This is a genomic window from Rhodoferax potami (assembly GCF_032193805.1).
Taxonomy (GTDB): domain Bacteria; phylum Pseudomonadota; class Gammaproteobacteria; order Burkholderiales; family Burkholderiaceae_C; genus Allorhodoferax; species Allorhodoferax potami_A.
The window spans coordinates 2329998-2356196 of sequence record NZ_JAVBIK010000001.1 but is presented as its reverse complement, the minus strand read 5'-3'; the positions used below and the strand labels follow the sequence as shown (position 1 = coordinate 2356196).

Genomic DNA, 26199 nt, shown 5'->3' with positions numbered 1-26199 from the left:
AAGTCCGCACATGCACTCAGACACTCCCGCGACCTCTCACACCCCCGCCACTGCAGCCACCCAGATTCTGGGCGCCTGCCCCCACGACTGCCCGGACACCTGCTCGATGCTGGTCACGGTGCAAGACGGCATAGCGATCAAAGTCCAGGGCAACCCGGACCACCCTGCCACCAATGGCGCGCTGTGCACCAAGGTATCGCGCTACACCGAGCGCACCTACCACCCCGAACGCCTGCTGCACCCGCTCAAACGCGTGGGGCCCAAAGGATCCGGCCAATTTGAGCGCGTGAGCTGGGACGAGGCGCTGAACGACATTGCGAACAAGCTCCAGACCATTGCTGCCCGCGACCCGCAGGCCATCCAGCCCTACAGCTACGCCGGCACCATGGGGCGTGTGCAGGGCGAAGGCATGGCAGCGCGCTTTTTCAACAGAATAGGCGCCGCCCGGCTGGACCGCACTATTTGCGCCTCGGCAGGTGCTGAAGCCCTGACCTTCACTCTGGGCAACAAAGTCGGCACCAAGGTGGAGTTCTTTGCGGAATCCAAACTCATCCTGATCTGGGGCAGCAACTCGATTGCCAGCAATGTGCACTTCTGGCGCCACGTGCAAACCGCCAAACGCAATGGCGCACGCATCATCTGCATCGACCCGCGCCGCTCCGAGACGGCCGAGAAATGCCACCAACACATTGCCCTGCTGCCCGGCACCGATGCCGCCCTCGCGCTGGGCCTGATGCATGAGCTGATCACCCACGACTGGCTGGACCACGACTACATTGCCCGCCACACCCTCGGCTGGGAAGGGCTGCGCGCGCGCGCCCTGCAGTGGACGCCCGAGCGCACCGCAGAGGTGTGTGGCATCAACGCAGACGAAGTGCGCGCGCTGGCCCGCGAATACGGCCAGGCGGCACGCGCAGGCGAGCCTGTGGCCATCCGCATGAACTATGGTCTGCAGCGGGTGCGTGGCGGCGGCAACGCGGTGCGTGCGATTGCCTGCCTGCCCGCTTTGGTGGGCGCCTGGCGGCACCGCGCCGGCGGCGTGTTGCTGTCCAGTTCGGGCTATGTACCCACCCAGACCATGGCGCTGGAACGACCCGAGCTGCTGGCTGGCCGCACACCGCGCACCATCAACATGAGCACCATTGGCGACGACCTGCTGCGCCCGGCCAGCCCCGAGTTCGGCCCGGCGATTGAAGCCCTCATCGTCTACAACAGCAACCCCGTTGCGGTGGCACCGGAGTCCGCCAAGGTGGTGCAAGGCTTTGCGCGCGAAGACTTGTTTACGGTAGTGCTGGAACACTTTCAGACTGACACCGCCGACTACGCCGACTACGTGTTGCCCGCCACCACCCAGCTTGAGCATTGGGACGTGCACAGCAGCTACGGCCACACCGACATCCTGCTCAACCGCCCGTCGATTGCCCCGCTGGGCGAGGCGCGCACCAATACCCAGTTCTTCCGCGATCTGGCGCAGCGCATGAGCTTCACCGAAGACGTGTTTGCAGAATCTGATGAGAGCCTGTGCCGCACGGCCTTTGGCGACAAGGTGGACTTTGGCTTGCTACTGAGCCAGGGCTACGCGCCCCTGCCCGTTTCCGATGCCCCGTTTGCCGATGGCGGCTTTCCAACACCAAGCGGCAAGTGCGAGTTTTACAGCGCACGCTTGGCTGCGCGTGGGAACGACGGCCTGCCCGACCACCTGCCCAACTACGAACCCGCAGGAGCGGATGCGAGATACCCGCTGGCGATGATCTCGCCGCCCGCACGCAACTTCTTGAACTCCACCTTTGTGAACGTGAAGAGCCTGCGCGATATCGAAGGCGAACCCCTGGTGGAACTGCATGAAACCGATGCTGCGCCACGCGGTATTGCGGACGGGGATGAGGTCACGGTATTCAACGCCCGCGGGACCCACCGCTGTGTGGCGCGCGTGTCCGCCCGCGCACGCCCCGGAGTGGTCAACGGCCTGGGCATCTGGTGGCGCAAGCTGGGTCGCGACGGCACCAATGTGAACGAGCTGACCAGCCAACGCCTGACCGACATGGGCCGGGCGCCTACGTTTTACGACTGTGCAGTGGAGGTGAAGAAAAGTTAGCGCTTTTTGCGCCCGAAATTGAGCAGGCGGGTGGCGATGAAAGTCTCCACCATGAAGCAGATCAAGGCGCTCAAAAAGCACACGACACCCCCAACAAACGTAAAGATGGAGATACGTAAGCCAGGGAAGTCAATCGTCTCGCCAAGGAACAACACTACGATGGTGAGGCCGATCAGGAACGCACAGGCTGTTAGCAACGCAATACTGGAATTCGCTAGCAAACCGCGCGTTCGCAGCTCCGCGAGTTCGGTATAGCCATCTGCATCTTCCGCAGGGTGGGCGCCCTGCTTGATGCGAGTTTCCACATTGCGCGCCCGGTCGATGATGCGCGCCAATCGTCCGGCCACCGCCGCAATCATGCCGGACACTGCTGTCAAAAGAAAGACGGGCGCAACCGCCAGCTGGATTCCGTGGGAGACCGCATCCGGCTCAAGGGGGAAGGGCATTGCATACACCTCAATAAAAAACGCCATGCCGTCTCATGCCGGCATGGCGTTGCATTGTAGGTCGGGGCTCTATCTCTGTTGGGCCAATTGCTGCTCCAACTGGTGCAGCACGCGGTAGCAGTCCAACACGCGGCCTACGCTGGAGTTGGGTTCGCGCCCCTCTTTGATGGCGGCAAAGAACTCGCGGTCTTGCAGCTCAATACCGTTCATGCTGACGGCCACTTGGCTCACATCGATCTTCTCTTCCTTGCCGGTATACAGGTCGTCGTAACGGGCGAGGTAGGTCGCTGTGTCGCCGATGTAGCGGAAGTAAGTGCCCAAGGGGCCGTCGTTGTTGAAGCTCAGTGACAAGGTGCAGATGGCACCATTGGCAGCGCGCAGCTGGATGCTCATGTCCATGGCAATGCCGAGCACCGGGTGGATGGGGCCTTGGATGGCGTTGGCCTGCACGATGGGGCTGTTGGCCTGGTAGGCAAACAAGTCCACGGTGTGCGCAGCGTGGTGCCACAGCAAGTGGTCGGTCCAGCTGCGGGCTTGGCCTAGCGCGTTGGTATTGGTGCGGCGGAAAAAGTAGGTCTGCACGTCCATTTGCTGGATGTTGAACTTGCCAGCCGTGATCTGCTCATTCACGTACTGGTGGCTGGGGTTGAAGCGGCGGGTGTGGCCGCACATGGCAACCAGACCGGTCCTCTTCTGCTCGGCCACCACGGCATCGGCGCCGGCCCAGCTGTCGGCCAGGGGAATCTCCACTTGGACGTGCTTACCGGCTTTCAAACAAGCCAATGTTTGCTCGGCGTGCATCTGGGTCGGGGTGCACAGAATGACGGCGTCCAGCTCGGGGATTGCCAGGCTTTCAGACAGCTCGGTGGTCACATGGCCTATGCCGTACTTGGCGGCCACTTCTTTGGTTTTGTCCAACTCACGGCCGATCAGGGAGATAACTTCCACGCCCTCAATATTCTTGATGCCGTCCAGGTGTTTGACGCCAAAGGCGCCGGCGCCCGCGAGGGCGACTTTGATGGTTTTGCTCATATCAGTTGTTTTCCAGAATCAAATGTCCTACGGCCGTGTTGCTGGCGGGCACATGGTAAAAACGGTGCTTAACCCTCACGGAATTTGCACGGGCTGCTTCCAAATCTGTAGCATCGTAGGGCACATCAGACATGGCGCCGCGGGCGATCAGCCACATCACCAGCTCAATGCCTTCGCTGCCGGCTTCGCGCACGTAGTCGATGTGAGGCGTAGCGGCGCAGGCGGCGGGGTCGGCAATCATCTGGTCTAGCCAGGCGTTGTCCCACTCGCGGTTGATCAGGCCGGCACGGGCGCCTTGCAACTGGTGGCTCATGCCGCCGGTGCCCCAGATGTGCACATTCAGGTCTTCGTCGTAGCTTTCCACCGCCTTGCGGATGGCCTTGCCAAGGTTAAAGCAACGCTGGCCGCTGGGCACGGGGTACTGCACCACGTTCACCGCAAACGGAATTACCGGGCAGGGCCAGCTGTCCTTGGCCGGGTCTTTTTCACCGCACATCAGGCTCAGGGGCACGGTGAGGCCGTGGTCCACATCCATCTTGTTGACGATGGTGAGGTCAAAGTCCTGCTGGATCACCGAGTGAGCAATGTGCGAAGCCAGGTCAGGGTGGCCTTGCACCTTGGGCACCGGGCGAGGGCCGAAGCCTTCGTCGGCGGGGGTGTACTCCGCGGCCGTGCCGATGGCGAAGGTGGGAATCATGTCCAGGCTGAAGGCGGTTGCGTGGTCGTTAAAGACCAAGAAGATCACGTCAGGCTTGTTGTCCTTCATCCATTGCTTGGAGAAGTCGTAGCCGGCAAACAGCGGCTTCCAGTAGTCCTCCTGGGTCTTGCCCAGGTCCATAGCGGCGCCGATGGCCGGCACGTGGGAGGTGAATACAGAGGCGGTAATTTTGGCCATGGGGTTCAGTCTTTCTTGCCACCAACGGTGGATTGCTGGCCTTGGGGTTGGCGGTGGGCCTGGGCGTCGCCGTCCTCACCGATGTAGCGATTGCCTTCGGCCGAGCGGCCACCGGCCAGCATCATGGCGCGGTACTCTTCTTCGGTCATGCCGGTCATGCTGCCGGCCATCTGCTGAAAGCTGCGGCCATGGGTGGCGCCGATCTTGGCCAGGAAGTAAATATTGCCGCCGAGCTGCATGGCGCGGTTCAGGTCCATGTCGATCACGGCCTGACGTTGGTCCTCGCTCATGGGCCATTCGTTCAGGTAGGCGCGCTGGTCGGCCTTGAAGCGCGCGCGGTTGTCGGCCTTCATCAGGCTCATGCAGAACTGGTTGAGCCAGTAGCCTTTACGGCTTTGTTCGGCATCAAAAATGATGGTGCCGGGGATGTCCTGGTAAGGTTTGTCGAGTGCCATATCAGTCTTTCAGGGTTTCAGGCCAATAGAGGCGGTTGGGGTTGTCCACCAGCAGCTTGCGTTGCAGCTCTGGGGTGGTGGCGATATGGGGAATAAAGTCCACCAGCAGGCCGTCATCGGGCATGTGGTCCTTCAGGTTGGGGTGCGGCCAGTCGGTACCCCACAACACGCGATCAGGGAATTGCTCCACGATGCGCTTGGCAAACGGAATCACATCGCGGTAAGCGTGTTGCTCGCCATTCAAAGCTTTGGGGCCACTAACGCTCAGGCGTTCGGGGCAGCTCACTTTGCTCCACACATTGCTGTGCTCACGCATGAACTTCTCGAACAGCGCAAACTGCGGGCCGTCCACGGGCAGCGACACATCAGGCCGGCCCATGTGATCCACCACCACCGTGGTCGGCAGTGCGGTGAAAAAGTCCCACAGCTCGGGCAGGTCTACGGCCTCAAAGTAAATCACCACATGCCAGCCCCACTTCGCAATGCGGCCGGCAATTTCCATCAGCTCGTCCTTGGGCGTGAAGTCCACCAGGCGCTTGACGAAGTTGAAACGCACGCCGCGCACACCGGCGTCATGCATGGCCTGGATTTCTTTATCCGTGACGCTGCGCTTGACGGTAGCCACACCGCGCGCCTTGCCATTGCTGGCGATCAGCGCATCCACCATGGCACGGTTGTCGGCGCCGTGGCAGGTGGCTTGTACGATGACGTTCTTCTCAAAGCCCAAGTGGTCGCGCAAGGCGAACAGCTGGTGCTTGGACGCATCGCACGGCGTGTACTTGCGCTCGGGCGCATAGGGGAATTCGGCACCGGGGCCGAACACATGGCAGTGCGCGTCGACAGCGCCTGCAGGCAGTTGGAAGGTAGGCGTAGATGGGCCGGTGTACCAGTCCATCCAGCCAGCAGTTTTGGTGAAGTCACCCGAAGTAGGTTTGGTCATAGCGGGCTTTCAGTCGATGTACTTCAAACCCAGCGCAGCCAAGGGCTCCCGCATCTTGTACATGTCCAGCCCCAGCACGCCGGCGGCCAGCTTCTCGCGCTTTTCGCCTTCGAAGCTCTCGCGCTTCTGGGCAGCGGCCAGCGTGGCAACGGCTTTGGCTGCGGGCACGCACACCACGCCGTCGTCATCTGCCACGATCACATCACCCGGGGTCACCAGCATGCCGGCACACACGATAGGAATATTCACCGAACCCAAGGTGGCCTTGATGGTGCCCTTGCTGCTGATGGCCTTGCTCCACACGGGGAAGCCCATGCGCTGCAGCTCTTTCACGTCGCGCACACCGCCGTCAATGATGAGAGCGCGCGCGCCGCGGGCTTGGAAGGAAGTCGCCAACAGGTCACCGAAGAAACCGTCGGTGCACTCTGCAGTGACGGTCGCCACCACGATGTCGCCGGGCTGAATCTGCTCAGCCGCCACATGCATCATCCAGTTGTCGCCGGGTTGCAGCAGCACGGTCACTGCGGTGCCGGACACCTGCACGCCACTTTGGATGGGGCGCATGTAGGGCTTGAGCAGGCCCACGCGACCCATGGCTTCGTGCACGGTGGCAGAGCCCAAGGCGGCCAAGCCGTCTGCGGCTGCGCGGTCTGCGCGGGTGATGTTTTTGTAGCAAACGCCTAGTTCATACATATTCAAGACTCCTTCATATTTCTGGCTGCATTTCTCACTGGACCTGCTTTTCGCTGGGCCCGCAGCAGAGCAGGGGTAAGTACCTCCGCTCATGTCCCCCGCCCGCTCCAGCGGGCTCCTCCTTGACTTCGCTGCGGCACTCACCCCTACTCTGCTGCTGCGAAGGTGTTTATCTGGTCATCGAATTCCAAACACGCGGGTAAGGCTCGGAGTGGCTATGCGTTTTGCGGAGGTCAAGGAGGAGCCCGCAAAGCGGGCGGGGGACACGCAGCAAAACGCATAACCATCCCAAACCCTCCGAGAGCAGCGCGAAACCAAGTTACTGCCCCTTAGCCTTCAAAACCGCATCCAGCCGCGGAAACACGCGCCGCGCATTACCTTCGTAAATCTGGAAACGGTCTTCGTTGCTCAGGATCTTGGACGCTTCGATGTAGCGCTTGGTGTCGTCGTAGTAGTGGCCGGTTTGCGGGTCAATGCCGCGCACCGCCCCAATCATTTCAGACGCAAACAACACGTTCTTCACCGGTATCACCGTGTTCAGCAAATCAATGCCGGGCTGGTGGTACACGCAGGTGTCAAAGTAAATGTTGTTAAGCAAATGCTCTTCCAACAAGGGCTTCTTGAGCTCTTGCGCCAAGCCGCGGAAACGGCCCCAGTGGTAAGGCACGGCGCCGCCGCCGTGAGGGATCAGGAACTTGAGCGTGGGAAATTGCTTGAACAGATCACTGGTCAGGCACTGCATGAAAGCAGTGGTGTCCGCGTTCAGGTAGTGGGCGCCGGTGGTGTGGAAGCAGGCGTTGCAGCTGGTGGACACGTGGATCATCGCGGGGATGTCGTACTCCACCATTTTTTCGTAAATGGGGTACCAGTGCTTGTCGCTCAAGGGGGGCGATGTCCAGTGGCCGCCACTGGGGTCGGGGTTCAGGTTGATGCCCACGTTGCCGTATTGCTCCACGCACTTCACCAGCTCGGGAATGCAGGTGGCGGGATCCACACCGGGGCTTTGCGGCAGCATGGCCGCGGGAATGAAGTGGTCGGGAAACAGCTGGCTCACGCGGAAGCACAGCTCGTTGCAGATGGCCGCCCAAGTGGCGCTGGTGTTGAAGTCGCCGATGTGGTGGGCCATAAAGCTGGCGCGCGGGCTGAAGATGGTGAGGTCAGAGCCCCGCTCTTTCATCAGGCGCAGCTGGTTGGATTCAATGGTTTCGATCAGCTCGTCATCGCTGATTTTCAGGTCGGCCACCTTGGGGCCCAGTTCGGGCGTGGACAGGTTGGCGATCTGGGCGTTGCGCCAGTTCTCCAGCGCCTTGGGGGCGGTGGTGTAGTGGCCGTGGCAATCAATGATCATGGAAGTCTCCGTGGATGTTGTCAGTGTGTGTGCTTAAGCGGGCTCCATGCCCTGGCGCAGCTTGGCGGCGGCGGCTTGGGGGGATGCCATGTAGTCCAGCAGCGCGCGCACTGCGGCGGCTTGGCTGCTATGGGCGCCGAGCCCCGCAGAAAAGGTGGTGGTAATTTGGATGTCAGCGGGCAGCGGCCCAACGATGTGGATACCTTGCACGTGAATCAGCTCGCTGAGCTGCTGAAAGCCCAACGCCACTTCGCCCCGCGCTACCAGCGTGCCCACCGGCACGCCGGGGGGCGCTTGCACGATGCGGCTTTGAATCTCGTCGGCAATGCCCCAGCGCTCAAACAGTTTGGCCAGCGCCACGCCGCTCGGACCGGTGGAGTAGCTCAGAGTCGGTGCGGCCAGCACGGCTGCACGCGCAGCAGCTTCCGAGCCGATGTCGGGCGCCGCAGCACCCTCTTTCACCGCGACGGCCACGCCGGAATGCACCAAGTCAACCCGGCTACCGGCCACGAGGTGGCCTGCCGCCAACAGCTTCTCGATGGCGTCCGACGCGAGAAACACGATGTCAAACACCTCGCCCGCTTGCACCCGCTTGGCGGCGTCTACTCCGCCCACCGACTCCAGCGCGAGGTGTACGCCGGTGGCCGATTCATAGGCCTCAGCCAGCTCGGTCAACACCTGGCGCGTGGCCATGGAAGAGATGGCTTTCAAGGTCGATCCAGCAGGGGCGTGGGAGGGCGAGGCAGAGATTTGCATGCTGGGTATTCTGGTCGGGCGGGCACGCTTTGATAAGCCGAGGGCTCGACTAGCAGCTATCACATATCGGCATAATTGACGCGCAGCTATTCTCAGAAGAAACTCCCCCACTCCCGAAAGCCGCTATGGATTTGTTGCTATGGACTTGAAACAGTTGGAATACTTTGTTCGCGTGGCCGAAATGGGCAGCTTTACCCGCGCCTCGATCTCGCTGGACGTGGCCCAGCCTGCGCTGAGCCGCCAGATCCGCCTGCTGGAGGTGGAGCTGCGCCAGAACCTGCTCACCCGCAACGGCCGTGGCGCCGTGCCAACCGAAGCCGGCAAGCTGTTGCTGGAGCACGGCCGCGGCATCCTGCATCAGGTACAACTCACCCGCGAAGAAATGGGTGCGGCGCGCGGTGCGTTGGCCGGAAGGGTGTCCATCGGCCTCCCGCCCAGCCTCTCCAAACTGATCACCGTGCCGCTGGTAAAGGCCTTTCGCGAGGCACTGCCCCAGGCCCACCTGACGCTCACCGAGGGCTTCTCGGTGCAAATGCACGAAGGCCTGCGCCTGGGCAACCTCGACATGGCGGTGCTTTACAACCCGGGCCAGAGCACCGATCTGGAAATGAGCACGCTGGATGAAGACGAGCTCTCGCTCATCTCGCACAACCCCAGCGGCGGCAAAAAAGGCAAAGGAAAAACTGCGCCCGCCATCAGCCTCAAAGAAGTAGCGGCGCTACCACTGATACTGCCCAGCCGGCCCAATGCCTTCCGCATCCTGCTCGAAGGCGAAATGATGGCCTTGGGCCGCCGGCCTGACGTGCTGCTGGAAGTCGACGGGCTCAATGCCATCTTGAACCTGGTGAAAGAAGGCATGGGCCACGCAGTGCTGCCCAGCTACACGCTAAGTAATTTCGACAATCCAGAAACTTTCACGGTGCAGTCCATCCACAGCCCGCGCATCATGAGCCAGCTGATGCTGGTATGGTCCGCCCGCCGCCCGACTACCCAGACCCAGCGCAAGGCGATGGACGTGGTCAGCAAGGCGGTGCTGGAAGCGATTCACCGATAGCCTACAGGGGGTAGTGCTTCAACACCCACAACAGCACATTCAACGTGAAAAACGAGCCCACGGTGGCAGCTAGCAAGGTGGCGGCGCTCACCTCTTCATGACCATACTTCAGCGCGAGGATGGGATAAATGCCCAGCATGGGCATGGCGGCGTAGAGCAAGGCGGCGGTGCGCAGTTGCGGATCGGCAATCGGCACTACGAAGGTGAACGCCAGAAACACGCACAGCGGGTGCAACACCAGCTTGCCGATGGTGATCTGACCCACCAGCCTGCGCTTGCCCTTGAGCTGCAATCCCACCAGGGCTCCGCCGATGATGAACAACGCAAGGCCGGTAGTCACTTGCGAGAACAAGGTAATGGTGCGTGCCACCGGGCCAGGAAGCACCCAGCCCATCACCGACACCAGCAGTGCCAGCGGAATCACTACCAGCATGGGTGTGCGCACCCAGCCCCGCACAATATCCAGCAACACGGTGCGCCAGCGGCGGTGGCCGCCGGCATCGGCGTTGTCGGCCAGCGTGAGCAGCACGGGCAGCTTGATGAGGTTTTCAAACACCATATTGAGCGCCAGCGCCACCGGGGCAATGCTGCCCAGCACTAGCTGCGCCACCGGGTAACCCATGTAGCCGCTGTTGGAGCATGAGGTGCCCATGGCGAAAAAGGCGCGGTAGCTGCCGGTGCTGTGGTTCACATAACGGGCCCAGAGGTAACCCGCCAGCATCATGACCGCGGAGCCGAGGCCATAGGCGAGCAGGTAGTCCATGTGCATCACGTCGGCCAGCGGGCGCTGGGCAATGGCATTGAACAAGAGCGCAGGCAAGGCCAGGTTGAGCACAAATTTGCCCAACACACGCAAATCAGGTTTGCTGAACACCCCCATGCGGGTGCAGAGGTAGCCCATGGTAATGCACAGGTAAATGGGGCCGGTGATGGCCAAGATATCGAGCATCAGAACCTGTCAGTGGAGGGAGCAGCGAGTAAGAAACTGGTCGCTATCATCATCAAATACCCTTCCAGCCCATACAGAATATGCGTCAGCAGCTCCTGAAATAATAGCAAAACTTACAGGCGCGGCACACCCGACTTGGTGATCACCTCGCCCCAGCGCTTGATCTCGCTACCCAGCAACTCGCCCAACTTTTCGGGGGTAGAGCCACGGGCAGACACATTCAGCTCAAACAGCTTTTTCTTCACATCGGGGTTAGCCAAGGCGGCTTGCACCTCTTTGTTGAGGCGGGCGATCACGTCTTTGGGCGTTTTGGCGGGAGCCGCCAACGCGTTCCAAGACGACACATCGAAGTTGGCCACGCCGCTTTGCATGACGGTGGGCACATCGGGCACCTGCGCAGCGCGCTCGTCACCCAGAATGGCCAGCGGGCGCACCGCCTTGGAATTGACTTGGCCCATCATGGGCCCGAGGATTTCGATGGCTACATCCACCTGAGAGCCACGCAGGGCGGTAGTGAGTGCAGGCGTGCCGTTGAAAGGCACGATCAAAAAGTCCAGCCCGGTGCGCGACTTGAATAGCTCAGCCGCCAAGTGCTGGGTGCTGCCGATGTTGATGGTCCCCACGTTGAGCTTGCCGGGGTTGGCCTTGGCAAAGGCCATGAGCTCGCCCAGGTTCTTGAAAGGCGCGTTGGCCGAGGCCAGCACCGCGAGGTCAAAGAAACCCAAGGTGGACACGGGCGCAAAGTCGCGCTGGGCATCGAATGGCAGTGTTTTGAACAGGCCCGCGCTGACTGCGGTGCCGTTGGACATGAGCAGCAGCGTGTGGCCATCGGGCTCCGCCTTGGCCACCGCCTCGCCCGCACCTACACCACCGGCGCCCGGCTTGTTGTCGATGATGACCGGCTGACCCAACGACTCGGAGAGCTTTTGCGCCACGGTGCGGGCTGTCAGATCAGCCACACCGCCGGCACCAAAGGGCACCACGATGCGGATCGGTTTGCTGGGGAAAGTGTCTGCTGATGCGGGCAATGCAGCGACAAGTGTGGACAGAGCCATGGCAGCGAGAGCGCTGCGGCGAGTGAAATGATTCATAACTGCCACCTTTTTATACAAAAAGAGCCACTATCCCATACAGGATATGCGCGAGCAGCTCTGTTTTTAATAGCAAACAAGTCTCTAGCGGGCCACACCCAACAACTTATCCAACAGCTCGGGTTGCTCCCGCAAACTCTGGGCGGTGCCGCTGTGCACGACGGTGCCACGGTCCAGCACCGCCGCGGTGTCGCTGATGGCCAGAATCGCTTGCGGGTGCTGCTCCACGATGATGGCAGAGAGGCCCTCTTCGCGGGTAATGCGGCGAATGGCACGTAACAACTCCTGCACGATGATGGGGGCCAGGCCTTCGCACGGCTCATCCAGCAGCAGAAGCGTGGGGTTGAGCACCAGCGCGCGGCCCACGGCCAGCATTTGCTGCTCGCCACCGGAGAGCTGGGTGCCCAGGTTGGTCTTGCGCTCGGCCAGACGGGGAAATAGCTCGTACACGCGCTCGGGGGTCCACATCGCGGCCTTGCGGCCGGCACGGGCCGGGCGAGCCACCGCGGTCAGGTTTTCATCCACCGTAAGCGACTTGAAGATATTGCGCTCTTGCGGCACCCAGCCGATACCGGCCGCTGCCCGCTCGTGCTGGGGCATTTTGTGAAGTTCGGCCCCGCCTAAGCGCATGGTGCCGCCGTGCTGCCGGGTGGCGCCAGCCAAGGTGTTCATGAACGTGGTTTTGCCGGTGCCATTGCGGCCCAGCAGCGCCAGTGTTTCGCCCTCAAAGATGGACACTGACACGCCGTGCAACACCACCGCCTCGCCGTAGCCGGCAGACAGGTTTTCTACTTTGAGCAGCTCGGTCATGCGTGGGCTCCTTCGCCTTCGGCGTGGCCGAGGTACACCGCCTTGACCTGCGGGTCATTGGCAATTTCTTCGGGGTTGCCCTCGGTGAGCATGGTGCCATTGACCAGCACCGTCATGCGATTTGCAAAGCTGAAGACCAGATCCATGTCATGTTCAATCAAAAGGATGGACACATCCGCCGGCAGGGCTGCCACGGTTTGCAGCAGCTCTTCGCGCTCGCCGGCAGGCACACCGGCCACAGGCTCGTCGAGCAAGAGCACGCGCGGCTCGCAGGCCAGCGCAATCGCAATCTCCAGCAAGCGGCGCTTGCCGTAGGCCAGCACCCGGGTTTCCTGGTGCATGACGCTGCTGAGGTGGAACTGCTCGAGCAGCTGCTCGCACCGCTCCACCACGCTGCGGTCTGCCCCCAACGCTTGCCACCACTTGCCGCCCAGCCCCTTGTGCTGGCTGACCACCATGGCTAGTGTTTGCATCGGGCTCATGCTGTCAAACAGCTGGTTGATCTGGAAGGTGCGCACCATGCCACGGCGCACACGCTGGTGCGGTGCCAGATGCGTGATGTCCTCACTCTCGAGCACGATGCGGCCTTCCGTGGGCTGGAGCACGCCGGTCAACAGGTTGATGAGCGTTGTTTTGCCGGCGCCGTTGGGGCCGATGAGTGCATGGCGCGCACCTTTTTGCAGGTTAAGCGTGACGTTGTTGGTGGCAGTAATGCCACCAAACTTCATCACCAGCCCTTGCGCGCTGAGTACGGTGTTGGAATTCATGGAGCTAGAGGTGGCGCTCATGCAGCACCTTCCTTCTTCTTGGAGGACGATGTGCCGAACCAGGTCCAGGGGCGCACCACACGCTCGCGGCCCACCAGCATGAGCACCACGAGGAAAAGGCCGATCCAGAAGGTCCAGTACTGGGGGGTGATGCTCGATATAGCGTCCTGCAACACCTTGAACACGATGGCACCGATGACGCCGCCATACAACCAGCCCACGCCGCCGATGACCAGCAGCAACACCAAGTCTGCTGAGCGGTGGAACTCAAACACGTCCAGCGAAGCAAAGCCGGTGGTCTGCGCCAGCAGTGCCCCGGCCATGCCGGCAGCACCTGCAGCTACCGTGTAGGCCACTGCGATGCGGCTGGCCACGGGAATGCCGATGGCCATGGCGCGCAAACGGTTGTCATGAATGGCCTTAAGCGTGCTGCCGAAAGGCGAGTTCACAAAGCGGCGTGCCAACACAAACATGATGAACAACACCACGATGGAATAGGTGGCGGCCGTGCTGCCGTACAGGTCGAACTCGAAGCGGCCGAGCAAGGGGCCCATCATCACGCCCTGCAGGCCGTCGGCACCGCCGGTAAGCCAGTCGAGCTTGTTGGCCAGTTCCATCAGGATCAGGCCGACGCCCATGGTCACCATGAGGCGGGTCAGGTCGGTACCGCGCTGCACCGTCACACTGCAAATGGCACCCAGCACCGTGGACACCGCCATGGCCACGGCCAAGCCGAACAAGGGGTCGGGGTTGATGTGCTTGGAGAACAAGGCTGCGGTATAGGCGCCCATGCCGAAGAAGGCCGCATGGCCCAGCGACACAATGCCGGTGTACCCGAGGATGATGTCCAGGGATAGGGCAAACAGCGCGACGATGGCAATCTCGTTGATGATGAGTGCGTGGGTGTTCATGACCCAGGGCAATGCCAGGGCCACCGCCCAGAGCAGCAGCTCCCACCAGCGCCAGCGGCCGGCACGCATCAGGATATTGGTGTTGTTCATGGAGGAAGAGACCGGGGTGTTCATGCTTTGCCACCTTTGCGCACAAAGAGGCCTTGCGGGCGCCAGACCAGGATGATGATCATCAGGCTGTACACAATGAAGGCGCCAAGTTTGGGGATGTAGTACTTGCCTGCGACGTCCGCAATGCCCAAGAGCAACGCTGCCAAGAGCGGGCCGGTAATGCTGGAGGTGCCGCCCACGGCCACCACGATCAAGAAGTAAATCATGAACTTGAGCGGGAATGTCGGGTCCATGCCCAGTACGTCAGCGCCCAGCGCTCCGCCCAGACCGGCAAGACCGGAGCCCACTGCAAAGGTCGCCAGAAACACCACATTCACATTGATGCCCAAGCCGGCGGCCACACGCTGGTCGTCCACCGAGGCACGCAGGCGGCTGCCGAAGCGGGTTTTGGTCAGGATGTGCTGCAGAGCAATGGTCAGCGCTGCACACACGGCAATGATGAACAGGCGGTAGTGGCCCATGCCCAGCATCCAAGCGCCCTCACCGATTTCAGTGCGGCCTTTGAGCCATTCAGGCAACTGCATGATCTGCTGGGTGGAGCCCACAAAGTAGTCCACCGCGGCCACCGCCATGAAGGTCAGGCCGATGGAGAACATCACCTGGTCCAAGTGCGGCCGTTTGTACAGCGGGCGGTACAGCGTTCGCTCCAGAACAGCGCCCAGCAATGCCGAGGTGACAAACGCGATGGGCAGGCACAGCAAAAAGGGAACATCGAGGCGCTGCATCAGCAGCACGGTGACGTAACCGCCCACCATGGCAAAGGCGCCGTGCGCGAGGTTCACGAAGTTCATCAGCCCCATGGTGACGGCAATGCCGACCGCGAGGATGAACAACAACATGCCGTAGGCAATGCCGTCGAAAAGTATGGTCAACATAAAGGTAGTTTCCGGGTCAATCTTGCTGGTGAGCGGCCGAGTTTGGGCAACAAAAAAGCGAGGGCGTTGCCATCGCTTTTTGTGCCTGCAGACTGCCGCCCACTGCTTAACGCATGGTCAGCGATCAGGGGAGTCGGTTAACGGGCTTTACCCGGGTCTTTGACGTCTTTGATGACATCAAATTCCACGTTGTAGAGCTGGCCGTCTTTCCTCTCCACTTTGCGCAAATAGATGTTCTGCACGATATCGCGGGTCTGGGCGTCGATGAAGATCGGGCCGCGTGGGCTCTCGAAAATCTGACCCTTCATGGCAGCCAACAAGGCATCGCCACCGCCTTGGCCCTTGGTGGCCTTGAGCGCCTCGTAAATCACGCGCATGCCGTCATAACCACCCACCGCCATGAAGTTGGGGCGCAGGTTGTTGTTGGCCTTTTGGAACGCATCAACAAACTTCTTGTTAACAGCAGACGGGTGCGCGGCAGAGTAATGGTGGGAGGTCACCACGCCCAGAGCGCCGTCGCCCATGTCGTTCAACTGATCATCATCCGTGATGTCACCGGTGCCGATGAGCTTGATGCCGGCTTTGTCCATGCCGCGCTCGAGAAACTGTTTCATGACTGCTGCGCCGGCGCCGGATGGCACGAAGACGAAGAGCGCATCGGGCTTCAGGTCACGCACCTTTTGCAAGAAGGGCGCGAAATCAGGGTTGCGCATAGGTACGCGCAACGTGTCCACCACCGTACCGCCGTTGAATACCAGGCGTTCTTTGAAGAACTTTTCTGCGTCCAGGCCCGGGCCGTAATCGGACACCAGGGTCACGACCTTCTTGATGCCGTTCTTGGGCGCCCAGTCTGCAATCGAGACCGATGCCTGAGGCAGTGTGAAGCTGGTGCGCACGATGTAAGGCGAGGCCTCGGTGATGCTCGAGGTGGCAGCGGCCATTACCACCTGGGGCGTTTTGGACTGGGTAGCCAAGGGCGCGGTTGCCAAGGCAGAGGGCGTGATGCCGAAGCCGGCAAGCACGTTTACCTTGTTATTGACGATGAGCTCTTGCGCCATGCGCTTGGTCACATCAGGAATGCTGGTGTCGTCCTTGATGATGAGCTGGATTTTTTTGCCCGCAACGGTGTCTCCGTTTTGGGCCATGTACAGCTTGGCGGCCGCTTCAATCTGGCGACCGGTAGTGGCCTGCTGCCCGGTCATGGGCAGGATCAAGCCGATTTTGAAAACATTGTCTTGTGCAAAGACAGTGGAACCGGCGATTGCCAACGAGGCCAATGCGGTTGCGCGGAGGAAGTGGCGTTTGTTCATTTGTTGTCTCCTGAACGGTTTTTTGAATCACACTGCGTGCGACTATCGCCCTTTACAGCCCCTATTGCAACTGCGGATACGCACTCTTAGTTATTCCATTTTGCAATATCCGGCCCGTTGTTTCGCTTTTAACAATTCGATTGTGTAAGCCCGCCTCAGAACGGTTTGACTTCGGCCAGCTGGCGGCGGAGATGGGCGTTTTCGGCCTCTAACTGGGTAACGCGCTCGCGCAGGGCTTCCATGGTCCACTCAACAGGCGCTTCCCCAGTGGCGGTTTCGACAGCCGCGGCTGCCGAAGGCTGGTGGGCCGCCATGGCCTCGCGAGCGACCCGCTTGGCGTCCCGCACCCGCTTGGCGGCTTGCTTCAGCTCATCTTTGCCGGCACTGGCCGCGGCGACTTGCTCTTGTTCGGGCAAGCTGGCGACTGCGGCTGCTGCATTGATCGAGATCACACCAGACTTCACCGCTGCCACCAATTCTGGTGCGGCTTGTTTTTGGATCTTTTCGATCATCACCACTTGGCTGCTGCTCAGGCGAGCCGCTTTGGCGAGATCTTCACGGCTCTTGAAAGCACCTTCCTCACCGGCACCCGCGGATGGCGTGGTGGAAGCGGCTTCGTCGGTGGCATTGGCAGCCTCTTCGCCGCCTGTGCCGGGCTTGTCGGCAAGCGCGGCCTGTCGGCGGGCCGTGAGGATTTCCCGTTTACGCAGGGCAAGGACACCGCGCTGAAAGTCCGAAACGCTGCGGCGTCCGAGGTGCTGGTCAATCATCCACAGGTGCACATCGTCCATGGACTTGAACAGACTGCTCTGCACTGTTTGATAGGGCAAGCCGTGCTTTTGGCAGATGCCGTAGCGGTTATGTCCGTCGACCAGCACATCTCCCCACAGGACGAGGGCATCGCGGCACCCCTCTGACAGAATGCTGCGCTCCAAAGCGGCATGCTCCTCGGGGGTAAGAGGGTCAATATAGGCTTTGAGTTCTTCGTTGACGATGATGTCCATACCGGGTGTGCCTACGCAAAAGGGCTGGATTGTAGGTGCTGGAGCCCCCTAGGCCTTGGCTGCGAAGTGGTCGATGTATTGCATGAAGGCCGTAGCCAATGGGGAGAGTCGCTTGCCCCGGAGGTGCACGGTGTACCAGTTGGACTCCACGGGAAACCCCTCCACCCCCAGCACAGTAAGGCCTTGGCCTGCAAGGTCAGGGCCTAGCGCGTGCTGTGACACCACAGACAAGCCTAACCCGCCAGCAACGGCCTGCTTGAGCGCCTCGTTACTGCCCATTTCAAGACGTAGCCGTGGCACAAAGTGGTGCTTCGCAAAGTGGGCATCGGTGGTGAGCCGCGTTCCTGAGCCTTTTTCCCGCAGAACAAAACGCTCTGCGTGGAGGTCTGCCAGCATGACATGTGTTCGTCCTGCCAAGGCATGTCCTACGGGCGCAATGAGCACCAAGGGGTTGGGCAGGAAGGCATGGATCACCGCATCAATATCAACCGGGGGTTTGGACATGATGTAGAGGTCGTCCACGTTGTCGCGCAGGCGCTGCACCACGCCATCGCGGTTGAGTACCTCGAGCGAGATCTCCACATCAGGGTGCATACGACAGAAATCGCCTAACAAGCGTGGAGTGAAATACTTGGCAGTGCTGACAACGGAGAGGCGTAATCGACCTGCCGTGAGACCCTTCTGGGCAGCGATGGCTTGTTTGAAGCGATCCCACTCGTCCAGAAGGTTCTTGGCCGTGTTTTCGAGTTCGCGGCCAGCGTCGGTGAGCTGCAGCTTTTTCCCCGTGACTTCATAGAGCGGCAAACCCACAATCTCTGCCATCTCTTTGAGTTGCATAGAAACAGTGGGTTGGGTGACATGCATAGCCCGCGCGGCTTCGGTGATGCTGCAGTGCTCGGCTAGGGCCAGAAAGGTCTTGAGTTGGCGGAATGTGATGTTCATAGTTTTTAGTCTATGTTCAATTCGATTATTTTTGATTTTGCCTTATGCATGCTTGTTCGTACCATCGCAGGACTCTTTCTGTAGGTGTGCGATGCAAGCTTTACTCGATCCGGCCATTTTGTTTTTTTTGCTAGGTTTGACCGCTGGATTTCTAAAGTCGAATCTTGAGATTCCTCCCCAAGTGTCCCGCTTCCTGGCGCTCTATTTGCTGATGGCACTCGGCTTGAAGGGTGGGTTTGCACTTTCTCAGTCGGGTTTTGGCAGCGAGGTGGGGTTGGCGCTGGGGTTGGCCCTGCTCTTGGCGGTGATCATTCCGGCACTGAGCTTCTTGTTGATGCGCAGGCTCATAGGGCAGTTTGATGCGGCTGCCGTAGCCGCCACCTACGGCTCCGTCAGTGCGGTGACCTTCATCACCGCGATCCAGTATCTGGAGGGTCGCAACCTTGCCTTTGGCGGCCACATGGCTGCGGCGATGGCGCTGATGGAGTCGCCTGCGATCATTTTTGCGATTGCACTGGCAAGCAAGATGCGGAGCAAGCTTGCCGTCCAGCCCGGGCCTCAGGCAGTCGCACCTATGGGCTTCAAAGGGGTGCTTCATGAGTCGCTCACGGACGGCGCACAATTTCTGCTCTTGGGCTCAATCGCAATTGGATTGTTGACAGGTCAAGAAGGCAAGCTGGCCATGGAGCCCTTCACCGGAAATCTGTTCAAGGGAATGCTCGCGTTTTTCTTGCTGGACATGGGCGTTAGTGCAGCCAAGAACCTGCCCAAGCTGAGGGGGCAGACGCCGTGGATCTACGTATACGCTCTCAGCGCACCCCTGGTCCATGCCGCGTTGGCGCTAGTGCTGGGGTTTGGCTTGGGAATCAAGGCTGGAGATTTGGCACTTTTGATGGTACTGGCGGCGAGTGCGTCTTATATTGCCGTACCTGCGGTGCTGAAACATTCCATGCCAGAAGCGAATTCAGCCTTGTACTTAGGCATGTCATTGGGGATTACGCTGCCGCTCAACCTCGTGATTGGAATCCCGCTGTACGTGTACGTAGCCTTCCGAGTCGCTGGCGCGTGAACCTAGCCCCGTTTCCAATGGCTCTCAGGATAAGGCAGCAGCGCTTTTGCAGCTTCAATGCGTTCGCCCATAGGGAGCGACGTATTGTTCATCGCGGCCCACAGGAATTCGGCAGGTCCTCGCCATTCTGAAAGTGGGTCCACTCTGTTTCGGCGGTCTGACCCATCAGAACGCTCTGCCATATAGGGTGCCGCATCTTTTCGGCTTAAGGAGTTCATAGCGTCCAGCTGCTCAAGTACGAAGTCCATCTGCGCCCGAGTCATGGGCGAAAGCCGGGAAAGAATTTCGGCTTGTTGATCGCGCACCGGGGGGACATCGACCCAAGGCTCATCGCCAAAAACAGCTGCTAGGTCCCGTGTAACAAAGGCGGACCAATGGTCTGTTCCCGACATGCAGGCGGGCACTGCGGTAAACAGTCTATTACCATGCAGGCTCAGAGGCTCACAACTCGGATACCAAGAGACCCGGTCTTGGGGTAGTCCGTCCAGAAATCGTTCACGCAACGCCATCAGAAAGCGTTCGCACGTACTGCTTGAAGCCGGTTGGGATAACGAAAACCAAAGCTGAATGCCATCGCGGCCATTAACGGCGATAGCGGGGGCCGGCATGCCCCATTCACTAACGAAGGCGTGCCATAAGACCGCAAGAGTTGACCATTCGCTCGGCGTACTCAGTTGCAGAATAAGCGCTCTGGAATCATCTTGACTGACGCCCTTTGCCTCCGCACAGGCCTGCAGGCCATAGAGGCGCTCAAGCTCACCAGAAAGCCGGTCCTGAACCACTTGGAGCCCAGGAGAAATCAACAGAAGCCTTGCCCAAGGACAAGCTTGAGCTTGTGCATGTTATTACTTAGCTTCTAGCTCAGCCAGCTCTTTACAGGAAGGTGCACAAACGGTGTGTGACTTCCCGATCAACTTACGTGTTTTAAGGAACTGACGTGAACGATGCTTTCCACACAGAAAACAAGACATAGTCGCGGCCCCGAGGTAAGAAGACTCGAGGAACGGTGAGCCTCCTGCTTTGGACTTGTAATTCAGACCATCATTTACGATGGTGTCTTTGGTCGGTGATTTGGCCATCTAACTTCTCAAAATCAAGCTACTCACGCTTGTGGTGGGGATACTGCGTAAGCGAACGGAGTACTGGTCGAGGCGAAGAACGAGCTCTTACCCCTCAAACGGCCCAAAATTGTGCCATAAACAAAAAAGGCCCACCGAAGTGAGCCTTTTTTGCCGTGGTAAACCACGTGTCTATTGGTTGCGGAGGCTAGATTTGAACTAACGACCTTTGGGTTATGAGCCCAACGAGCTACCAGGCTGCTCCACTCCGCGTCAAGACTTTAATTATAACCTATTAAACCTTGGCTTCTTCAGAAGTTGCAGAAACTTCTTCAGAACGTTCAACTAATTCGACCAAAGCCATAGGCGCATTGTCACCCACGCGGAAACCCATCTTCAAGATGCGTGTGTAACCACCAGGACGAGCCTTGAAACGGGGACCAAGCACATCAAACAGCTTGGTCACGCTATCCCGGTCGCGCAAACGGTCAAATGCCAAGCGGCGATTTGCAACGGTAGCTTCTTTGGCCAAAGTGATCATAGGCTCCACCACGCGGCGTAGCTCTTTGGCCTTAGGCACTGTAGTTTTGATGGCCTCGTGCTGAATGAGCGAGTTCATCATGTTGCGCAACATCGCCAAACGATGTGAGCTAGTGCGATTCAATTTACGTAAACCGTGTCCGTGACGCATTTTAATTTCCTTCAGTTATTTAACAGACAGCCGTATCAGGTACTGTCCGATGCACGGAACCCTTCGCAGGGTTCAATTTATTAACGCTTCTCGAGGGAAGCTGGAGGCCAGCTTTCCAACTTCATTCCCAGAGTCAAACCACGGGAAGCCAAAACTTCCTTGATCTCATTCAGGGACTTACGACCCAAGTTTGGCGTTTTGAGCAACTCGTTTTCGGTTCGCTGAATCAGGTCACCGATGTAGTAAATGTTCTCGGCCTTCAAGCAGTTCGCAGAACGGACTGTGAGTTCCAATTCATCCACTGGGCGCAACAAGATCGGATCGAATTGCGTATTGCCACGGGGAACTGGAGCAGTAAACGCATCCAATTCGCTGCCTTCCAGCTGGGCAAACACTGCCAATTGCTCGACCAAGATTTTAGCGGAAGCGCGAACTGCGTCTTCAGCGGTCACTGCGCCGTTGGTCTCAATCTCGACCACGAGTTTGTCCAAGTCAGTGCGTTGCTCTACGCGAGCGCTCTCGACTGTGTAGCTTACGCGCCGAACCGGAGAAAAAGACGCATCCAACACAATACGGCCAATGGACTTGCTTGGCTCGTCAGCATAGCGACGCATGCTTCCGGGAACGTATCCGCGGCCTTTTTCAACCTTGATTTGCATGTCGAGCTTGCCACCATATGACAGGTTCGCAATGACGTGCTCAGGGTTGATAATTTCTACATCATGTGGAGTCTGGATATCAGCGGCAGTGACTACACCTTCGCTGTCCTTACGCAAACTCAATGTGACTTCTTCGCGGTTGTGCAACTTAAAGACAACGCCTTTGAGGTTCAACAAAATGTTTACAACATCTTCTTGAACACCATCAATCGAAGAGTACTCATGCAACACGCCTGCGATTGTCACCTCTGTCGCAGCAAAACCTGGCATAGACGACAACAGAACGCGACGCAGCGCATTGCCGAGTGTGTGTCCGTAACCGCGCTCGAAAGGCTCCAAGGCCACCTTCGCGCGATTCAATCCAAGCTGTTCAACGCTGATCGACTTTGGCTTCAACAAATTGTTTTGCATGCAAACTTCCTCTCAATACCCCCGACTCGTTACATCGGTAAGGCTGGTGAAGTACCTTTGCCACGGTGCCCCGTAACAAAGGAACGATTACAAAAACCCGAAAATATTAGCGGGAATACAATTCAACGATCAGCGATTCGTTGATGTCAGCACCGAACTGGTCACGGTCAGGAACAGTTTTAAATGTGCCTTCAGCCTTCTCAACGTTCACTTCCACCCATGCTGGCAAACCAACTTGCTGGGCCAATTGGAGAGCTTCAACGATACGGTTTTGCTTTTTGGACTTATCGCGAACAGCGATAACGTCACCAGCCTTTACCATGTAAGAAGGAATATTCACAGGCGCGCCGTTCACGGTCATCGCTTTGTGAGACACCAGCTGACGCGCTTCTGCACGTGTAGAACCGAAGCCCATACGGTAAACCACGTTATCCAAACGGGACTCCAGCAAAACCATCAGGTTCGCGCCTGTGTTTCCGCGACGGCGATCGGCTTCAGCAAAATAACGGCGGAACTGACGCTCCAAAACGCCGTACATGCGTTTGACTTTTTGCTTTTCGCGCAATTGCAAACCGTAATCAGAGGTACGTGCACCAGAAGTGCGGCCGTGTTGACCTGGTTTGGAGTCGAATTTAGCCTTGTCTGCGATAGAACGACGAGCGCTCTTCAGAAACAGGTCCGTGCCTTCACGGCGAGATAGTTTGGCCTTGGGGCCGAGGTAACGTGCCACTTGAACTTCCTTTTATGTCATCTGACGCGTAGAAACGCGCAAGCCACCAACAAAAGTTGGTGGCGGTGGGCTTGGTTGAGATTAGATACGGCGGCGCTTCTGAGGGCGGCAACCGTTGTGCGGCACAGGAGTAACGTCAGCAATCATGTTGATGCGGATACCCAATGCTGCCAAGGCACGAACCGAAGATTCACGACCTGGGCCTGGGCCCTTGATCTCGACGTCGAGGTTCTTAATGCCTTGTTCCAGAGCTGCACGACCAGCCACTTCAGACGCTACTTGAGCAGCGAACGGAGTGGATTTACGCGAACCCTTGAAACCCTGACCACCGGACGAGGCCCAAGACAAAGCGTTGCCTTGACGGTCCGTAATGGTGATGATGGTGTTGTTGAACGAAGCGTGCACGTGTGCAATGCCGTCAGCAACGTTCTTGCGAACCTTTTTGCGAACACGTTGTGCTGCGTTATTAGCGGGAGCCTTTGCCATAGTGGTCTCTCAATCCCTATTATTTCTTCAAAGACGCAGCAGCCTTACGTGGGCCTTTGCGTGTACGTGCGTTGGTACGTGTGCGCTGACCGCGCATCGGCAAACCGCGGCGGTGACGGAATCCACGATAGCAACCGATGTCCATCAAACGCTTGATGTTCATCGTTGTTTCGCGGCGCAGATCGCCCTCGATTGTAAACTGAGCGATCTGGTCGCGGATCTTCTCAAGATCGGAGTCAGTCAAATCTTTGACCTTCTTCGAATAAGCGATGCCACAAGCTTCGCAGATCTTGCGTGCGCGGGTGCGTCCAATACCAAAGATGGCAGTCAAGCCAATTTCAGAATGTTGGTGCGGCGGAATGTTGATGCCAGCAATACGTGCCATTTTCGTCCTCTAAAACTCTTGCAATTAACCCTGACGCTGCTTGTGACGTGGATCTGTACAGATCACACGCACAACGCCTTTGCGTCGGATGATTTTGCAGTTGCGGCAAATTTTCTTGACCGAAGCCGAAACTTTCATTTTCTTCTCCTAAAACTCTTCGCCAAGTCCCGACTTTGAATCGCGCGGAACAAGCGCTATAACTTGATACTAAAACATCTACCGTTCCAGCCAGGCTGGTCAGGCTTCATTTCAACTATGAACTACCTGACTCAAGACGCCTTGAAGTTCGCCTTTTTCAGCAGTGACTCGTATTGCTGGGACATCATGTAGTTCTGGACTTGAGCCATGAAATCCATAGTGACCACAACAATAATCATTAACGAGGTTCCACCGAAATAAAACGGGACGTTGTACTTCAGGATCAAGAACTCCGGCAACAAACACACAAAGGTAATGTAGATCGCACCAGCCAGCGTCAACCGTACCAAAATCTTGTCGATGTACTTTGCTGTCTGATCACCAGGACGGATCCCGGGGATAAACGCTCCGCTCTTCTTCAAGTTATCTGCTGTCTCACGGCTGTTAAAAACAAGCGCTGTGTAGAAGAAACAGAAGAATACGATGGCAGCCGCATACAACATTACATAGACAGGCTGACCGGGGCTCAATGTCGCCGCGATATCTTTGAGCCACCGCATCGACTCACCTGAACTAAACCAGTTTGCAATCGTTGCGGGCAGCAAAATGATCGAAGAAGCAAAAATCGGAGGAATAACACCCGCCATATTCAGCTTCAAAGGCAAATGGGACGATTGACCACCGTAAACCTTGTTACCGACTTGGCGGCGAGCATAGTTCACAAGAATCTTCCGCTGCCCACGCTCTACGAACACCACAAAGTAGGTAACTAACGCAACAACCACAACGATAAGCATTGCAACGATCGGGCCCATGGAGCCTGTACGGACAAGCTCAAGAAGACCACCTACGGCGCTTGGCAAACCTGCAGCGATCCCACCGAAGATCAGAATCGAAATTCCGTTCCCCAGCCCACGCTCAGTGATTTGCTCACCCAACCACATCAAGAACATGGTTCCTGCTGTTAAGGTCACTACCGTAGTCATTCGAAAGCCAAAGCCAGGCGAAATGACCAATCCTGCAGACGCTTCCAACGCCACCGCAATGCCCAAGGACTGGAATAACGCCAACCCTAAAGTGCCGTAGCGGGTGTACTGGGTAATCTTACGACGACCACCTTCGCCCTCTTTCTTCAACTGCTCAAACGCAGGCAACACGTAAGTGAGCAACTGCATGATGATCGAAGCAGAGATATAGGGCATGATGCCCAGAGCGAAAATTGTGAAGCGCGACAAAGCTCCGCCGGAAAACATATTGAATAGACTCAATATGCCGCCTTGCTGACCCTTGAATAACTGCTGCAATTGGGCCGGATCAATACCGGGGACAGGTATGTGTGCCCCCAAGCGGTAGACCACGAGCGCCAACAACAAGAAAACAAGCCGGCGACGGAGGTCACCGAACTTGCCTGCCTTGGCTGTTTGTGCTGCGTTTGTAGCCACTAGTTACTTTCGCGTGCTAATTAAGCGACTGCGCCGCCGGCAGCTTCAATTGCAGCCTTGGCTGCAGCTGTAGCACCGATTCCGCTTAGCTTAACGGCTTTAGTAATTGCACCGGTATTGATGACTTTCACCACCTTGGCCAATTCACCAACAGCGCCAGCTTGCTTCAGAGCCACCAAGTTGACTTCTTCCAAGCCAAGGGCTTCCAAAGCGGTCAAAGTGATCTCTGCATTGAACTTCAAGAGATGAGACTTGAAGCCACGCTTAGGCAAACGGCGATGCATAGGCATCTGACCGCCTTCGAAACCAACTTTGTGGTATCCGCCAGAACGTGACTTCTGACCTTTGTGACCGCGACCAGCAGTTTTACCAAGGCCAGAACCAATGCCGCGACCGACGCGACGCTTAGCGTGCTTGGCACCTTCAGCGGGCTTGATGTTATTCAGTTCCATCATCAACCTCTTAAAGCACCTTGACCAGGTAGCTGATCTTGTTAATCATGCCGCGCACTGCTGGCGTGTCTTGCAACTCGCTAACACTGTTGAGCTTGCGCAGACCCAGGCCGCGCACAGTGGCGCGATGGGACTCTTTGGTACCAATTGGGCTACGCACCAATTGGATCTTCACAGTTTGTTGTGTAGTCATT

Annotated in this window: 30 protein-coding genes and 1 tRNA gene; 3 read left to right on the top strand and 28 right to left on the bottom strand. The window is 58.4% G+C overall.

Going from position 1 to position 26199, the window contains the following annotated elements; all coding sequences use genetic code 11:
- Positions 1–10 precede the first annotated feature (10 nt).
- Positions 11–2095 (top strand): molybdopterin-containing oxidoreductase family protein, encoded by a 2085-nt coding sequence (locus RAE19_RS11285; RefSeq protein ID WP_313874972.1) that lies wholly within the window; start codon positions 11–13, stop codon positions 2093–2095.
- Here RAE19_RS11285 and RAE19_RS11280 read toward each other — a convergent pair.
- The 8 genes from RAE19_RS11280 to RAE19_RS11245 form a co-directional block, all read right to left on the bottom strand.
- Positions 2092–2541, bottom strand: coding sequence for a DUF2721 domain-containing protein (locus tag RAE19_RS11280; RefSeq protein ID WP_313876224.1), 450 nt, complete (start codon positions 2539–2541; stop codon positions 2092–2094). The two genes, RAE19_RS11285 and RAE19_RS11280, sit on opposite strands and share 4 nt — an antisense overlap.
- A gap of 69 nt (positions 2542–2610) precedes the next feature.
- Entirely contained in the window at positions 2611–3573 is a 963-nt protein-coding gene (locus RAE19_RS11275) for a Gfo/Idh/MocA family oxidoreductase (RefSeq protein ID WP_313874971.1), read from the bottom strand.
- 1 nt (position 3574) lies between these two features.
- Positions 3575–4468, bottom strand: coding sequence for a class III extradiol dioxygenase subunit beta (locus RAE19_RS11270; RefSeq protein ID WP_313874970.1), 894 nt, complete (start codon positions 4466–4468; stop codon positions 3575–3577).
- Between the two features lie 5 nt (positions 4469–4473).
- Positions 4474–4923: a protocatechuate 4,5-dioxygenase subunit alpha gene (gene ligA / locus RAE19_RS11265; RefSeq protein ID WP_313874969.1), complete on the bottom strand. Its 450-nt coding sequence runs from the start codon at positions 4921–4923 to the stop codon at positions 4474–4476.
- Position 4924: 1 nt separating this feature from the next.
- Entirely contained in the window at positions 4925–5863 is a 939-nt protein-coding gene (locus RAE19_RS11260) for an amidohydrolase family protein (RefSeq protein WP_313874968.1), read from the bottom strand.
- Between the two features lie 9 nt (positions 5864–5872).
- The gene (gene ligK, locus RAE19_RS11255) at positions 5873–6556 is read right to left on the bottom strand and encodes a 4-carboxy-4-hydroxy-2-oxoadipate aldolase/oxaloacetate decarboxylase (protein ID WP_313874967.1); all 684 of its coding nucleotides are present in this window, start codon (positions 6554–6556) and stop codon (positions 5873–5875) included.
- 319 nt (positions 6557–6875) lie between these two features.
- A complete protein-coding gene (locus RAE19_RS11250) occupies positions 6876–7904 on the bottom strand; it encodes an amidohydrolase family protein (RefSeq protein ID WP_313874966.1) in 1029 nt (342 codons plus the stop codon).
- A 33-nt stretch (positions 7905–7937) separates the two neighbouring features.
- Positions 7938–8660: a substrate-binding domain-containing protein gene (locus RAE19_RS11245; protein WP_313874965.1), complete on the bottom strand. Its 723-nt coding sequence runs from the start codon at positions 8658–8660 to the stop codon at positions 7938–7940.
- 139 nt (positions 8661–8799) lie between these two features.
- Here RAE19_RS11245 and RAE19_RS11240 point away from each other — a divergent pair, with 139 nt between their 5' ends.
- Positions 8800–9714, top strand: coding sequence for a LysR family transcriptional regulator (locus tag RAE19_RS11240; RefSeq protein ID WP_313874964.1), 915 nt, complete (start codon positions 8800–8802; stop codon positions 9712–9714).
- A gap of 1 nt (position 9715) precedes the next feature.
- Here RAE19_RS11240 and RAE19_RS11235 read toward each other — a convergent pair whose 3' ends face one another.
- From RAE19_RS11235 to RAE19_RS11195, 9 genes are all read right to left on the bottom strand, one after another.
- On the bottom strand, positions 9716–10663 hold the full coding sequence (locus RAE19_RS11235) for an AEC family transporter (RefSeq protein ID WP_313874963.1): 948 nt from the start codon (positions 10661–10663) through the stop codon (positions 9716–9718).
- 113 nt (positions 10664–10776) lie between these two features.
- Positions 10777–11754 (bottom strand): Bug family tripartite tricarboxylate transporter substrate binding protein, encoded by a 978-nt coding sequence (locus RAE19_RS11230; protein ID WP_313874962.1) that lies wholly within the window; start codon positions 11752–11754, stop codon positions 10777–10779.
- A gap of 84 nt (positions 11755–11838) precedes the next feature.
- Positions 11839–12564, bottom strand: coding sequence for an ABC transporter ATP-binding protein (locus RAE19_RS11225; RefSeq protein ID WP_313874961.1), 726 nt, complete (start codon positions 12562–12564; stop codon positions 11839–11841).
- A complete protein-coding gene (locus RAE19_RS11220) occupies positions 12561–13352 on the bottom strand; it encodes an ABC transporter ATP-binding protein (RefSeq protein ID WP_313874960.1) in 792 nt (263 codons plus the stop codon). The genes RAE19_RS11225 and RAE19_RS11220 overlap by 4 nt, the downstream gene beginning before the upstream one ends.
- Positions 13349–14332, bottom strand: a complete 984-nt coding sequence (locus RAE19_RS11215) for a branched-chain amino acid ABC transporter permease (protein WP_313874959.1) — start codon at positions 14330–14332, stop codon at positions 13349–13351. The genes RAE19_RS11220 and RAE19_RS11215 overlap by 4 nt, the downstream gene beginning before the upstream one ends.
- Before the next feature lie 20 nt (positions 14333–14352).
- The gene (locus RAE19_RS11210; RefSeq protein ID WP_313874958.1) at positions 14353–15228 is read right to left on the bottom strand and encodes a branched-chain amino acid ABC transporter permease; all 876 of its coding nucleotides are present in this window, start codon (positions 15226–15228) and stop codon (positions 14353–14355) included.
- Between the two features lie 137 nt (positions 15229–15365).
- Positions 15366–16538, bottom strand: a complete 1173-nt coding sequence (locus RAE19_RS11205; RefSeq protein WP_313874957.1) for an ABC transporter substrate-binding protein — start codon at positions 16536–16538, stop codon at positions 15366–15368.
- A 155-nt stretch (positions 16539–16693) separates the two neighbouring features.
- Positions 16694–17542 carry a plasmid replication/partition related protein gene (locus tag RAE19_RS11200; RefSeq protein ID WP_313874956.1) on the bottom strand — a complete coding sequence of 283 codons (849 nt, stop codon included), beginning with the start codon at positions 17540–17542 and terminating at the stop codon, positions 16694–16696.
- A gap of 48 nt (positions 17543–17590) precedes the next feature.
- Entirely contained in the window at positions 17591–18484 is an 894-nt protein-coding gene (locus tag RAE19_RS11195) for a LysR family transcriptional regulator (RefSeq protein WP_313874955.1), read from the bottom strand.
- A 91-nt stretch (positions 18485–18575) separates the two neighbouring features.
- Here RAE19_RS11195 and RAE19_RS11190 point away from each other — a divergent pair, with 91 nt between their 5' ends.
- Positions 18576–19553 carry a sodium-dependent bicarbonate transport family permease gene (locus RAE19_RS11190; protein ID WP_313876223.1) on the top strand — a complete coding sequence of 326 codons (978 nt, stop codon included), beginning with the start codon at positions 18576–18578 and terminating at the stop codon, positions 19551–19553.
- Between the two features lie 2 nt (positions 19554–19555).
- Here the strand turns inward: RAE19_RS11190 and RAE19_RS11185 are convergent, their stop codons facing one another.
- From RAE19_RS11185 to rpmD, 11 genes are all read right to left on the bottom strand, one after another.
- A complete protein-coding gene (locus RAE19_RS11185; RefSeq protein ID WP_313874954.1) occupies positions 19556–20335 on the bottom strand; it encodes a hypothetical protein in 780 nt (259 codons plus the stop codon).
- A gap of 472 nt (positions 20336–20807) precedes the next feature.
- A tRNA-Met gene (locus RAE19_RS11180) sits at positions 20808–20884 on the bottom strand.
- Between the two features lie 22 nt (positions 20885–20906).
- Positions 20907–21302 (bottom strand): 50S ribosomal protein L17, encoded by a 396-nt coding sequence (gene rplQ / locus RAE19_RS11175; protein WP_313874953.1) that lies wholly within the window; start codon positions 21300–21302, stop codon positions 20907–20909.
- An 80-nt stretch (positions 21303–21382) separates the two neighbouring features.
- Positions 21383–22372, bottom strand: a complete 990-nt coding sequence (locus tag RAE19_RS11170; protein WP_313874952.1) for a DNA-directed RNA polymerase subunit alpha — start codon at positions 22370–22372, stop codon at positions 21383–21385.
- Positions 22373–22478: 106 nt separating this feature from the next.
- A complete protein-coding gene (gene rpsD / locus RAE19_RS11165; protein ID WP_313874951.1) occupies positions 22479–23102 on the bottom strand; it encodes a 30S ribosomal protein S4 in 624 nt (207 codons plus the stop codon).
- An 81-nt stretch (positions 23103–23183) separates the two neighbouring features.
- The gene (rpsK, locus tag RAE19_RS11160; RefSeq protein ID WP_029706489.1) at positions 23184–23588 is read right to left on the bottom strand and encodes a 30S ribosomal protein S11; all 405 of its coding nucleotides are present in this window, start codon (positions 23586–23588) and stop codon (positions 23184–23186) included.
- A 19-nt stretch (positions 23589–23607) separates the two neighbouring features.
- Positions 23608–23973, bottom strand: a complete 366-nt coding sequence (gene rpsM / locus RAE19_RS11155; RefSeq protein WP_087496073.1) for a 30S ribosomal protein S13 — start codon at positions 23971–23973, stop codon at positions 23608–23610.
- Positions 23974–23997: 24 nt separating this feature from the next.
- The gene (gene rpmJ / locus RAE19_RS11150; RefSeq protein WP_012348927.1) at positions 23998–24111 is read right to left on the bottom strand and encodes a 50S ribosomal protein L36; all 114 of its coding nucleotides are present in this window, start codon (positions 24109–24111) and stop codon (positions 23998–24000) included.
- Positions 24112–24242: 131 nt separating this feature from the next.
- Positions 24243–25553, bottom strand: coding sequence for a preprotein translocase subunit SecY (gene secY / locus RAE19_RS11145; RefSeq protein ID WP_313874950.1), 1311 nt, complete (start codon positions 25551–25553; stop codon positions 24243–24245).
- A gap of 20 nt (positions 25554–25573) precedes the next feature.
- Positions 25574–26005: a 50S ribosomal protein L15 gene (gene rplO / locus RAE19_RS11140; protein WP_313874949.1), complete on the bottom strand. Its 432-nt coding sequence runs from the start codon at positions 26003–26005 to the stop codon at positions 25574–25576.
- 10 nt (positions 26006–26015) lie between these two features.
- Complete coding sequence (rpmD, locus tag RAE19_RS11135; protein ID WP_087496071.1) at positions 26016–26198, bottom strand: 50S ribosomal protein L30; 183 nt, start codon at positions 26196–26198, stop codon at positions 26016–26018.
- Position 26199: the final 1 nt, after the last annotated feature.